Genomic DNA, 11,679 nt, shown 5'->3' on the forward strand with positions numbered 1-11,679 from the left:
CCTGCGAGGTGCCCCGGGTGGGGGTGGGGCGGGGGTGTTCGCGCGGCCCGGCGCTTGCGGGGTGCCGTCGCGCCCACCCGTGCCGCCCCAGCGGCACGACTGCCCGCGGCGGGCGGAGGGGTGCGGCCACGGTTGACCGCGGACGGCGGGGCGGAGGCGCACGACTGCCCGCGGACGGCGGAAGCGCGCGGCCACGGTTACCCGCCCCGGGGGCGGAGGCCGCAGGACACCCCGCGGCCGGCGGAGGGGTGCGGCCACGGTTGACCGCGGACGGCGGGGCGGAGGCGCACGACTGCCCGCGGCCGGCGGAGGGGTGCGGCCACGGTTGACCGCGGACGGCGGGGCGGAGGCGCACGACTGCCCGCGGACGGGTGAGGCGTGTGGGCACGGTTGCCCGCCGGGGGGCGGAGGCCGCACGACTGCCCGCGGACGGGTGAGGCGTGCGGGCGCGGTTGCCCGCCGGGGGGCGGAGGCGGGCCGCACGGTTGGCCGTCGTGGTGTCATACCGCCCGGGTTCGGGGGTGGGGCCACGGAGTGGGGAGAGGCGCGGCCAGGCGGGTTATCAGCGCCGCCAGGCAGAGAACCGCGGCTGTCGCCGCGGCTGCCGTCGCGAGCCAGGCCGGCGCCAGGGCCAGGTCCATCAACGTGGACAGGGTCGACGACGGCAGGGAACCCGGGTAGGCGTGCGCCGTGGTCAGGAACGCCGAGACCGCGACCGCCCCCGCCAGGATCATCGCGCCGGGGCGTACCACCAGCAGCAGCGCCAGCAGCGTGCAGAGCACCGACAGGCCGATGGTGGAGGCGTGCAGGCCCAGTGAGACACCGTCGTGCCGCAGCGGGAAGTGGGTCACCCCGCACACGGCGAGGGCCACGGCGGCGAGCCGGCTCGACCGGACCACGGACCTGACCGGACGGCTCACACCGGTGTCGGCGCCCTCGGTGCGGGGCGGCTCCGTGAACGGCCGCTGGGCGGCCAGACGGTCGATCAGTTCGACCAGTTCGTCGACGGTCCGGCCGATCGCCGCCGCCCGCAGCGCCTCCTCGCGGCAGTGGGGCGCCAGCGGCTCGCTGTGCATCAGCGTGACGAGGAGGGTGACGTCGTCGACGGAACGGTGGGCCGCCGCCGCGCGGATCGTCTCGTCCGCGCTGGTGGCGTCGCGCGGCGGCCGGGTCAGCAGGGCCACGAGCCGGGTGACGTCCTCCACGGAACGGTCGGCCCCGGCGGCGCGCAGCGCGTCGACGACGGCACGCGTGTGCTCGGGCGAGCGTTCCAGCGCGGTGATGAGGTCGACGACCTCCTCCAGGGGCCGGTCCGCCACGGCGGTGCGCACGAGGTCGCCGACCGGATCGCCGTACGGCTTTCCAGGGGGTGGAGGGTCGGGCGGGGCGGGGGGACAGGCGGGGTCGAGCGGTCGGGTCGTGGTCAGGACGGTGCGGTCCGAGCGGCCGGTGCCGGTCGCGGCGGCCGTCGTGGCTGCGGGCGGCGGCGCGGGCGGCTCGGCCGGTATGGGCGATATTCCCGAATCGGCCGGGGTGTGCGAGGACGAGAAAGTGGTCATGATCGTCTCCGGGGGAAGGGCTGATGACCATTACTAGGTGCCTCCACCCCTCCCTGCCACTTGGTTGAGCCACCGGGATGACCTGCGGCGATCAGGTGTTTCACGGGGACCGCGCCGGGCATCGGAGGCGTGCGCGCATGGCTGGTCCCGGACGTCATACCGGCGCCGGGAACGGGAATCCGGTCTGTGCGGGCTGCGTCGCCGCGGTCCGCGGCACGGACGACGGAGGGAGGGCGGTCCCATGGAGACGACCACCGTGGTGCTCGTCGTCGCCGCGGTCCTGGCGGCCGTGGTGCTGGTCGGCGCGGTCGCCGTACTGGTCCGACTGGTGCGCACCCGGCGTGAGTTGCGTCACGCCGGACTGCCGACAGGGCCCCGCTGGGTGTTCTGGGGGGCGGTTTTCTATCTGGTGCTGCCGGCCGATCTGCTGCCCGATCCCGTCTACTTGGACGACATGGGCGTACTTCTGCTCGCTCTGCGCACCATGCGCGGTTCCTCCGGCGCCCGGGCGCCCGGAACGCCCCTCGGGCGGGGCGGCCGGCGCCCCGCCGATGATTACGCTCCGTGAGGAAACCAACCACTCGTTCGATTCGTATAAGTCTCTGAAAGCCAAAACAAGTCGGCGGACCAAGCGACGGCGCACAGAGGGCCGTTGCCTGCTCGACGCAGCACCGACGAGGGAGAGACGATGCAACCGTTCGCGCTCAACTACGCACGTCCGGCGATGGAGTTGGCCGTAGCCACTCCGTACGCGTATGACTCCGGACTGCAGTTGAACGTACTCGGGGACGGACGGATCGCGGCCTGCGACCACGCGCTGTTGCGCGAGGTGGGGACGACGACGTCCACCGCGGGCTCCAAGACCCACTTCGACGACTGAACGCGGACCGTAGACGATGACCGTGCTGATCCTCACCGGTGAGGAGGATGTGACCGCCGACATGGTGGTCGTCCATCTGAACGGCTCCGGCGTGCCGGTGGTGCGCCTCGATCCCGCCGATCTGACGGACGGTGTCTCGCTGTCCGCCGAGTATGTCCACGGCCGCTTCCGCGGCCATCTGTCCGCCGGCGGCAGGCTGGTGAGCATCAACGGGCTGCGGTCGGTGTGGGTGCGCCGGCCGGGTGCGCCGGCGGGGCACGCGCCGCACCCGTCCGCGTGGCTGACCGAGGAGGCGTCGCAAGCGCTCTACGGGATGCTGCGCGGCTGTGACGCGCGCTGGATGAACCATCCGGACGCGGCCCGGCAGGCCCGCCACAAGCCGTGGCAGTTGCGGCTGGCCCAGCGGTGCGGCCTGCCCGTGCCGGCCACGGTGATCACCACGTTCCCGCGTGCGGCGCGGGAGTTCGCGGAGCGTTTCCCCGACCTGGTGGTGAAGCCGGTGTCGGGAGCCCATCCGCAGGACCCGCCGCGGGCGGTGCCGACCAGCAGGGTGGCGCCGGACACCGACTTCTCCGCCGTCGCCTTCGGGCCGACGCTGCTGCAGCGGCGGGTCGCCAAACGGGCCGACATCCGGCTCACCGTGGTGGGCGAGACGCTGCTGGCGGCTCGTAAGGCGGTACGGCCGGACGCGGATCCGGAGGAGGTGGATGTGCGTTTCGCCGCCCCCGGGCCGCCCTGGGAGCCGGTCGAGGTCCCGGCGCGCACCGCCGACGCCGTACGTGACTATCTGCGCCGGGCCGAACTGGCGTACGGCGCTTTCGACTTCGCCGAGGACGCCGACGGGACGTGGTGGTTCCTGGAGTGCAACCAGTCGGGGCAGTTCGGGTTCGTGGAGGTGGAGACGGGACAGCCGATCGCCCGGACGATCGCCGACTGGCTGTCCCGTCCCATTCCCGAGGAGCCCGTGAAGCTGGACGAGGCGGGCAGCACGGTCCGGTGAGGGATCGTCGGCCGCCCGGTGGTCAGTGCGGCCGCGGTCCGGGCAGCAGGGCGGTGCGCTGCCAGCCGTTGCCCGGGGACTGCGGGCGGTCGAGGCCGGGGCCGTAACCGGGAGACTGCGCAGGCCGCATGACCAGCTCCAGTTCCCTGCTCACGCGTTCGGCTTCGCGGCGCACCTGTGCGGGCACGTCGCCCTTCTCCGCGATGAGTCGGTCGTAGATGGGGGAATCCTGGAACACCCGTCAACGTGCCTTTCTGCTCGTCGGCCCCGATGCGGGACGCGACTGCAGAGTCTAGGCGGCCGGACCCCCCGAGGGGGGAATTCCCCGGCACAAGCGGATACAGAACGGACGCCGCGGAAGTGCGGCGCACTCCGGACGCCACGGGTGGAACCGGACGGTCATGCTCCGGTCGTCGAGCCGGGGCGGACGATCATCAGGACGGTGACGGTCGCCCAGAGCAGATTGAACACCCCGGTGAACATGGCGAGTCGTACCGTGTTCTGCCGGTCGACGGGCCGGCGCTCCTCCAGCTCCGTGATGATCTCCTCCTGCGCGGGCAGCACGAAGGCGATCAGGACGCCTGCGGCGGCCGCGGTCAGGGCGATGGAGGTGATGAGCCAGCCGTCGCCCAGGACGCCCATCGCCAGGGCGGTGGCGAGACCGAGGACGGGCACCGCGATCCCTATCCGGGCGTAGACCCCGCAGATGCGGTGGAGCAGCGTGACGGTGGTCACGGCCGTCGCGACGGGCCCGCCGGCCCCCGCCGGGACAGCACGGCGCGCGGCGGGCGGGAACATGCTCGCGGCGACGGTGACGGGGCCTACGGCGATGATGGCGGCCAGGACGTGGAGGGACAGCAGGAGCTTGGTCACCGGAACTCTTTCCATGGTGTGATCGGCGGTGCCGGGCTCACGTTAGGAGCCTGGCGGGTGATCACCCAGGGGCAGGAACGACAGCTTCCAACGGGTTCCCGCCAACACGCTCACCTCGGCCGGTGCCCGGTCGTCCCGCCGTTCCCCCCGGTGGGGGCGGATGGCGGGAATCCGCCTATCGTGGCGGTCATGCACTCCGTGGCGATTCTGGTTCTCGATGGGGTCGTGCCGTTCGACATGGCGGCGCCCATGCAGGTCTTCGACTGGACGCGGCTGCCCGACGGCCGGCGCCCGTACCGGGTGCGGCTGTGCGCCGAGCGGCCGGAGGTGCTCGCGGACGGCGGTTTCGCCCTGCGGGTCGAGCGTGGGCTGGAGGTACTGGCGGACGCCGACACGGTCATCGTCCCGGGCCGTGCCGAGGAGGCGCCCCCGCCGTCCGCCGATGTGCTGGCGGCGCTGCGCGCGGCGGCCGGGGCGGGCACCCGGATCGCCTCGGTGTGCGTGGGCGCGTTCGTGCTGGCCGAGGCCGGACTGCTGGACGGGCTGCGGGCCACCACGCACTGGGTGGCCGCCGACCGGCTCGCCCGCGCGTTCCCGGACGTGGAGGTGCAGCCGGACGTGCTCTACGTCGACAACGGGCAGATCCTCACCTCGGCCGGTGCCGCCGCCGCGCTGGACATGTGCCTGCACATGATCCGCCGGGACCTGGGCTCGGCCGTGGCGGCGAACGCCGCCCGGATGTCGGTGATGCCGCTGGAACGGGAGGGCGGGCAGGCGCAGTTCATCGTGCACGAGCACCCGCCGGTGCCCCGGGGTTCGGATCTGGAGCCGCTGCTGGACTGGATCGAGGACAATCTGGCGCACGAGGTCACGCTCGGGGCGATGGCGGCGCGCGTGAGCATGAGCGAGCGGACGTTCAGCCGCCGGTTCCGCGAGCAGACGGGGACCACGCCGTTGCAGTGGCTGCTGCGGGCGCGGGTGCGGCGGGCGCAGTATCTGCTGGAGAACAGCGACTACACGGTCGAACGGATCGCCCAGCAGGCGGGGTTCGGCTCGCCCACGGCGTTCCGTGAGCGGTTCCGCAAGGTGGTGGGGACCACGCCGTACGCCTACCGGTCGACCTTCGACGGGCGACGGGTGAACGGGGAGCGGGCGCCCCGGTGAGCGTCCGGCCGGTTCAGACGGCCAGGGACAGGCCGCCCTCCCCGTCCGCGCCGGGGGTCCGCGCCTGGTCGAGCAGGGCGTCGGCCAGGACGATGGCCTCGTGCACGCCGGACGCCCCCATCATCGCGCAGAGCGTGTCGCAGACGACGTCCAGTTCACGCGCCGCGTCCGGCGAATGGCGCTCCGCCTGGGCTATCCGCAGCGTCGCGTACAGCGTCAGCAACTGTCTGACGGCCTTCGGATCCGGTACGAGCACGAAGCGCCCCTCTCTGGTTTTCGCTCCGTATGCCCGAACCAACCGAGACCACGCACGCCGTATGCCCCGGCAGCCACAATTGACCGAAAACACCCGCACACCGACCGCATGGGTGCGGAAGCCCGACTGCCCTGCCCCCGGGCTGCGCCCCGGACCCCGTACCGACCCTGAGCGAAGGCCCGATCCGGAACCGAAGGCAGGCCGGGGGCGCCTCCAGCACGTCCCCGGGGGCGCACCCCCGTCATGACGGCGGCTCTGCCCGGACGGGCAGAGCACTCCGCCCGGCCCGGGCAGACCTCGCCCGCGCCGGTGGACCGGCCCGGGCCCTTGGCCCGTATCGCTTGGCCGGATCCCGCCTGCACCGGGCGGTCAGGCCGCCTGGCCGGTGTGCAGGGCCGCGTAGGCGCCTTGGCGGTGCAGGAGGTCTTCGTGGGTGCCCGTTTCCTGGATGCGGCCGTCGGACATGACCACGATGCGGTCCGCGCCGCGGACCGTGGAGAGGCGGTGGGCCACGACGAATGTGGTGCGGCCGCGCAGCAGGCGGGCCAGGGCCTCCTGGACCAGGGCCTCCGAGCGGGTGTCCAGCGCGGAGGTCGCCTCGTCCAGGACGAGGACCTTGGGGTCCCGGATCAGCGCGCGGGCGATGGCGAGCCGCTGGCGCTGGCCGCCGGAGAGTCGTGCGCCACGCTCGCCGACGAGGGTGTCGAGGCCCTGGGGCAGCCGGTCGACGAACTCCAGCGCGTTGGCGTCGCGCAGTGCGGCCCGTACCGTCTCCTCGTCGGCGTCGTCCATGCCGTAGGCGACGTTCTCCCGGACGGTGCCGTCGAACAGGATCGACTCCTGGGGCACCACCGACAGGAAGCGCCGGTAGGTACGCAGGTCGAGGCTGCTCATGTCGGTCCCGTCGAGCAGCAGCCGGCCGGAGGTCGGACGGATGAAGCCGATCACCAGGTTGAGCACCGTGGACTTGCCCGCCCCGGACGCGCCGACGAGCGCGATGGTCTCGCCCGGGGCGACGTCGAGGGTGAAGTCCCGTACGGCGGGCCGCCCGTCGTTCTCGTACGCCAGCCCGACGCCCTCGAAGGTGATCGCGCCGCGCAGCCCGTCGACCTTCGCCTTTCCCTCGTTGTCCTCCAGCTCGGGAGCCTGGAGGACCTCGCCGACGGAGCGGACGGACTCCAGCCCCTTGGCGATGACCGGCGTCAGCCCCGCCAGGGTGGTCGTGGAGTTGGTGAGCGTGGTCAGGAAGGCGCTGAGCATCACCACGTCACCGGCCGAGACGTTCCAGACGTCGTAGTAGGAGATGAGCGCGGCGCCGGCCAGCACGGACACGCCGACGACGTTGAGGACGACCCAGGCCAGCGAGCCGAACCGTCCGTTGACCAGGTCCAGGCGCATTCCGGAGGTGAGCAGCCGGTCGAGGGTGCCGTCCATCCGCCGCAGCGCCTTGCCCTCCAGTCCGTGGGCGCGGGTGACGGGGATGAGCCGGGTCATCTCCGTCACCCGGGAGGACAGGGTCTCCACCTCGTGGCGGAAGCGCTCGTTGTGTGTGCGCAGCCGGGACCTGAGCCGGGCGACCAGCAGGGCGGCGGCGGGCACGACGATCAGGAAGACGGGCAGGAACTCGGGGGTGCGGATCCCGATGATGACGAGTCCGCCGGTGAGGACGGTGAGCGCGCCGAGCCCGGTCTCCGCGGTCTGCTGCACCATCTGCTCGACGGTCTCCACGTCCCGTACGACCTTGGCCTGGAGCACACCGGCGCTGACCCGGGAGTGGTAGCCGATGGAGAGCTGCTGCATCCGGGTGCACAGGGCGGAGCGCAGCGCGGTTCCCATGCGGCGGACGCTGCCGTAGAGCAGCCGGACGTAGAGCAGGTGCAGCGGAAAGTTGACCAGCAGGATGAACATGATGACGCCGGTGCTGGTCCACAGCTCGGCTATCGGCCGGTGCTGGACGACGGTGTCGATGATGGACGCGGTGATCAGCGGTAGCAGCCAGACCGGGCTGTGCTTGAACGTGAAGACGCCGACCGCGGCGGCGAGCCGGCCGCGGTCGGCGCGGAACAGATAGGCGAGGGTGCGGATCGGGTGCTCGCCGCGGTAGCGGTGGTCGAGCGGTCGTGCCGGCGACGACGCCATGGGTGGTGGTCCTCCCCTGTGTGCTCTGATCAGCAGGCGCAAGCGCCTGGGCAAGCGCTTTCTACACCCGTGCGCCAGGAGTACACCAGGGCGCACGAACGCCCGCCCCCGGCGTCCAGCGCCTGAGACGGGCGGGGCGACGCCGCCGGGCGGCCCCGGAAAGCGCGTACCAGCCTGGTCCTCGTACGGGCCGGAGTCCAATGGAAGAACGCGAACGGATTCAGCAGGCGGGGTGCTGAATCCCCGCCGCCGCGCGGGGCCCGGTGCGCGGCGTTACGCTGCGCGCAGCCGACCCTTTCGGGACTTTTCTGGAGGAATCATGGCCTCGCTCCTCAACCCCTATCTGAGCTTCGACGGGGACGCACGGCAGGCGCTGGAGTTCTACAAGGACGTCTTCGGCGGCGAGCTGCGCCTCAACACCTTCGGCGAGTTCGGACAGCCCGGCGGCGACCACGCCGACAGGATCATGCACGGCATGCTGGAGAGTCCCTCCGGACTCACCCTCATGGGCGCCGACATGCCACCCGGCACGGAGTACTCCCCGGGCAACACCTTCGCCGTGAGCCTCAGCGGCGACACCGAGGCCGAACTGCGCGGCTACTGGGACAAGCTGTCCGCCGGGGGCTCGGTGTCCGTACCGCTGGAGAGGCAGATGTGGGGCGATGTGTTCGGGATGTGCACGGACCGCTTCGGCGTCCCCTGGATGGTCAACATCAACCAGCCCGGGGACTGAGCACCGCGTCCCGTTGACAGGGCGTTCGCGCGCGGCTCACCGTACAGACCGGGGCGCGCCCGCGGAGCGCGCCGGGACACCGGTCCGGCGGCGCTCGCCGGTCCGGGAGAGGCGGCGGCATGCGGATCGGACTGCTGGGCACCGGCCCCTGGGCACGGATGGCACACGCCCCCGCGCTCGGCGGGCACCCGGACCTCGACTTCGCCGGCGTGTGGGGCCGCCGGCCCGACGCGGCGAAGGAACTGGCCGAGCTGCACGGCACCCGGGCGTACGACGACGTCGAGGCGCTGTTCGCCGATGTGGACGCCGTCGCCGTGGCCCTGCCGCCGGCGGTGCAGGCGGACCTGGCGGTGCGCGCGGCGCGGGCCGGGTGCCATCTGCTGCTGGACAAGCCGCTCGCCCCGACCGTCGCGCAGGGGCGGGCGGTGGTCGAGGCGGCCGGGGCGGCGGGCGTGGCCTCCGTCGTCTTCTTCACCACCCGCTTCCAGCCGGAGCCGGAGGCGTGGATCACCGAACAGGCACGTACGGGCGGCTGGTTCACCGGGCGGGCGCAGTGGCTGGGGGCGGTGTTCACCTCCGCGGGCAGTCCCTTCGCCGACTCGCCGTGGCGGCGGGAGAAGGGCGCCCTGTGGGACGTCGGACCGCACGCCCTGTCCGTTCTGCTGCCGGTGCTCGGCGATCCGCGCCGGGTGACGGCGGCGGCGTACGGCCCCGGCGACACCGTCCATCTCGTCCTCGACCACGCCGGCGGCGCCTCCAGCAGCCTCACCCTGAGCCTGACCGCTCCCCCGGCCGCGTCCGGCGCCCTGGTCGAGCTGCGTGGCACGGCGGGCGTCACGACGCTCCCCGAGGCCTCCGAGGGTGCGGTGCCGGCCTTCGCCCGGGCCGCGGACGCGCTGCTCACCGCGGCCCGCACCGGCGTCCCCCACCCCTGTGACGCGGCGTTCGCCCTCAGGGTGACGGAGATCCTGGCCACGGCGGAGTCCCTGACGGCCGGCGGGGCGCGCTGACGACGGCACCGGGCGACTGCGGAACGGAGCACTCCCGGCGCGCTCCGTGGCCATCCGGCCCAGGCCGGCTTAAGCGGCCCTTAAACGCCGGTTAAGCGATGGTCGGATCGGCGCCCGATCTTCGAGCATTCGCAGGTCAGCGCGGTGGTGCGGACAAGTCGGACCGTTGGCCGGGGCCCCGGTCGTACCTAGCATCAGTACCGCGCGCCGGTCCCGACGTAGCACATGAGAGCGCTCTCAGCAGCGCTGCTCCCGTCGGGCGGCCGGCGTGGTCAGGAACCCGCACGAGCCTCCGGGAGACCCCCCACATGACTCCTCGTCACCAGCGCGGCCTCGGCCGCCGCAAGGTCCTCTTCGCCCTCGGCGGTGCCGCCGTGGCCATCCCCGCGGCGGCGGCGATCGCCCCGCACGCCCTCGCGGACCAGTCCGGTCAGCAGAAGGCCGGCACGGCCGCGGCGGACGCCCTGCCGCTGACGATCGTCAACGGCAGCGGCTCGTTCGACAACGGCAACGTGCACGTCTACATCGTGGGCAACGCGGACGGCCGGCAGGTCCGAGTCACCCCGGAGGGCACCGTCGCCCCGGTCGCGGCCTCCGACAACGGTTCCGACGGCTTCACCGACTACGCGATCGGCCTGGCCGGCAGCGGCGAGACCAAGCTGTCCCTGCCCCACATGTCCGGCAGGATCTACGTCTCCCTCGGCGCGAAGCTCAAGTTCAAGGTCGTCGAGGACGGCAACGGCAACGCGGCGCTGCAGTACCCGGCCGGCTGGGTCACCTCGGACCCCAACTACGGGGTGCTGCACGACTGCGCGGAGTTCACGTACAACTCCTCGGGCATGTTCTGCAACACGACGATGGTCGACATGTTCAGCGTGCCGCTGGGCATCCGGCTCACCGGCTCCAAGGAGCAGACCACGGGCACCGTCCGCGAGGGCGGCCGAGCCGCCGCGTTCGCCGCCGTCAAGAAGGTGGAGGCGTTCTCCCGGCTGGTCGTGGACGACACCCGGATCATCGCCCCGGGGCACGGTCTGGACGCCGGACTGTTCGCCGAGGACTACCTCGCCCCGTACATCGACGAGGTGTGGAGCACGTACACCGGCCGGGACCTCAAGGTCACCACGAACGCCGGTACCTTCACCGGCCGGGTGCGCGGCGAGCGGTTCACCTTCGACGGGCCCGCCCAGGTCTCCTTCGGCAGGCCGTCCACCCGGGACGTCCTCTTCTGCGACGGCGCCCTCGCCGCCCCCAACGACGGCACGACGGGCCCGGTCGCCGCGGTGCTGGGCGCCGGCTTCAACCGTTCGACGCTGCTCAGCCACCCCGACCAGCCGACGGCGAACGCCTCGGACTTCTACGGCACCGAGCTCACCAACCACTACGCGAAGGCCGTCCACACGGCCACCGAGGACGGCAGGGCGTACGGCTTCGCCTTCGACGACGTCGCCGACTTCGCCTCGTACATCCAGGACACGGCCCCCACGGGCCTGCGCCTGACACTCGGGGCCTTCTAGGGCCTGTCCGGCGGCCCGGGGAGGAGGTTTCCCCCGGGCCGGGGAAGGTACCCCGGCAGCCAGGAGGAGCGGCCCTTCACCGCGGTGCCGCGAGCGTTCCGGATGCACGGCGGGCTCCCGCGTTGAATGGTGAGTATCGGACCCGATGACAGCACCGGGGCCGCTACAGCGATCCGGACCCGAGGAGCCAGAAGATGTCGACGTCCCAGCCCGACGCGTCCCAGCCCGACGCGTCCCGGCAGGCCGGGGACCGTGCCACCCCGGACAGCCTGCTGCACGCCCGCACCGGCACCGACGTGTCGCCGGAGGACCTGGTTCTCGCCTCCGGCAAGGACCTCACCCCGGACAATCTCGAGTGGGCCAGGCGGAAGCTGGACGAGGAGGGACCCTCCGCCCTGGACAAGATCCTTCCCTGAGCCTTCGTACGGACCGGCGGCGCCGGGGGGGGGGGGGGGGGGCCCCCCCCCCCCCCGCCCCGGCGCGCCCCCCCGCGGGGGGGGGGGCGGGCGGGGCCCCCCCCGCCGCGCCGGGGAACGGGGCCGCGCCGCCCC

At 72.9% G+C, this 11,679-nt stretch carries 13 protein-coding genes; 8 read left to right on the forward strand and 5 right to left on the reverse strand.

From position 1 onward, the window contains the following. Positions 1 to 500: 500 nt before the first annotated feature. Positions 501 to 1,559, reverse strand: a complete 1,059-nt coding sequence (locus ACGFR9_RS26450) for a hypothetical protein (RefSeq protein ID WP_393212802.1) — start codon at positions 1,557 to 1,559, stop codon at positions 501 to 503. 241 nt (positions 1,560 to 1,800) lie between these two features. Between ACGFR9_RS26450 and ACGFR9_RS26455 the strand changes: the two genes are divergently transcribed. The 3 genes from ACGFR9_RS26455 (at position 1,801) to tgmB (ending at position 3,439) form a co-directional block, all read left to right on the forward strand. After that, on the forward strand, positions 1,801 to 2,127 hold the full coding sequence (locus ACGFR9_RS26455; protein ID WP_393212804.1) for a YkvA family protein: 327 nt from the start codon (positions 1,801 to 1,803) through the stop codon (positions 2,125 to 2,127). 120 nt (positions 2,128 to 2,247) lie between these two features. After that, complete coding sequence (gene tgmA, locus ACGFR9_RS26460; RefSeq protein WP_352387377.1) at positions 2,248 to 2,439, forward strand: putative ATP-grasp-modified RiPP; 192 nt, start codon at positions 2,248 to 2,250, stop codon at positions 2,437 to 2,439. Positions 2,440 to 2,455: 16 nt separating this feature from the next. Further along, positions 2,456 to 3,439, forward strand: a complete 984-nt coding sequence (gene tgmB, locus ACGFR9_RS26465) for an ATP-grasp ribosomal peptide maturase (RefSeq protein ID WP_393212806.1) — start codon at positions 2,456 to 2,458, stop codon at positions 3,437 to 3,439. Positions 3,440 to 3,461: 22 nt separating this feature from the next. Here the strand turns inward: tgmB and ACGFR9_RS26470 are convergent, their stop codons facing one another. Beyond that, positions 3,462 to 3,677: a hypothetical protein gene (locus tag ACGFR9_RS26470; RefSeq protein WP_030218908.1), complete on the reverse strand. Its 216-nt coding sequence runs from the start codon at positions 3,675 to 3,677 to the stop codon at positions 3,462 to 3,464. A gap of 161 nt (positions 3,678 to 3,838) precedes the next feature. Further along, positions 3,839 to 4,312 carry a DUF2269 family protein gene (locus ACGFR9_RS26475; protein ID WP_393212809.1) on the reverse strand — a complete coding sequence of 158 codons (474 nt, stop codon included), beginning with the start codon at positions 4,310 to 4,312 and terminating at the stop codon, positions 3,839 to 3,841. A gap of 189 nt (positions 4,313 to 4,501) precedes the next feature. Between ACGFR9_RS26475 and ACGFR9_RS26480 the strand changes: the two genes are divergently transcribed. Next, positions 4,502 to 5,476 carry a GlxA family transcriptional regulator gene (locus tag ACGFR9_RS26480; RefSeq protein WP_393212811.1) on the forward strand — a complete coding sequence of 325 codons (975 nt, stop codon included), beginning with the start codon at positions 4,502 to 4,504 and terminating at the stop codon, positions 5,474 to 5,476. Positions 5,477 to 5,489: 13 nt separating this feature from the next. Here the strand turns inward: ACGFR9_RS26480 and ACGFR9_RS26485 are convergent, their stop codons facing one another. Together ACGFR9_RS26485 and ACGFR9_RS26490 are read right to left on the reverse strand one after the other, a co-directional pair. Beyond that, positions 5,490 to 5,732 (reverse strand): DUF5133 domain-containing protein, encoded by a 243-nt coding sequence (locus ACGFR9_RS26485; RefSeq protein ID WP_393212813.1) that lies wholly within the window; start codon positions 5,730 to 5,732, stop codon positions 5,490 to 5,492. 369 nt (positions 5,733 to 6,101) lie between these two features. Further along, positions 6,102 to 7,871 carry an ABC transporter ATP-binding protein gene (locus ACGFR9_RS26490; protein WP_393212815.1) on the reverse strand — a complete coding sequence of 590 codons (1,770 nt, stop codon included), beginning with the start codon at positions 7,869 to 7,871 and terminating at the stop codon, positions 6,102 to 6,104. 319 nt (positions 7,872 to 8,190) lie between these two features. On the opposite strand from ACGFR9_RS26490, the gene ACGFR9_RS26495 reads away from it, so the two are divergent. The 4 genes from ACGFR9_RS26495 to ACGFR9_RS26510 all read left to right on the forward strand — a co-directional run bounded on the left by ACGFR9_RS26495 (position 8,191) and on the right by ACGFR9_RS26510 (position 11,544). Next, positions 8,191 to 8,604 carry a VOC family protein gene (locus ACGFR9_RS26495; RefSeq protein WP_393212817.1) on the forward strand — a complete coding sequence of 138 codons (414 nt, stop codon included), beginning with the start codon at positions 8,191 to 8,193 and terminating at the stop codon, positions 8,602 to 8,604. Positions 8,605 to 8,723: 119 nt separating this feature from the next. Beyond that, on the forward strand, positions 8,724 to 9,614 hold the full coding sequence (locus tag ACGFR9_RS26500; RefSeq protein WP_393212819.1) for a Gfo/Idh/MocA family protein: 891 nt from the start codon (positions 8,724 to 8,726) through the stop codon (positions 9,612 to 9,614). 308 nt (positions 9,615 to 9,922) lie between these two features. Continuing rightward, complete coding sequence (locus ACGFR9_RS26505; protein ID WP_393212821.1) at positions 9,923 to 11,128, forward strand: beta-1,3-glucanase family protein; 1,206 nt, start codon at positions 9,923 to 9,925, stop codon at positions 11,126 to 11,128. Positions 11,129 to 11,322: 194 nt separating this feature from the next. Next, on the forward strand, positions 11,323 to 11,544 hold the full coding sequence (locus tag ACGFR9_RS26510) for a hypothetical protein (protein WP_311649336.1): 222 nt from the start codon (positions 11,323 to 11,325) through the stop codon (positions 11,542 to 11,544). The last annotated feature ends 135 nt before the right edge of the window (positions 11,545 to 11,679 follow it).

It is taken from the genome of Streptomyces sp. NPDC048584, from assembly GCF_043199595.1.
Lineage (GTDB): Bacteria > Actinomycetota > Actinomycetes > Streptomycetales > Streptomycetaceae > Streptomyces > Streptomyces edwardsiae.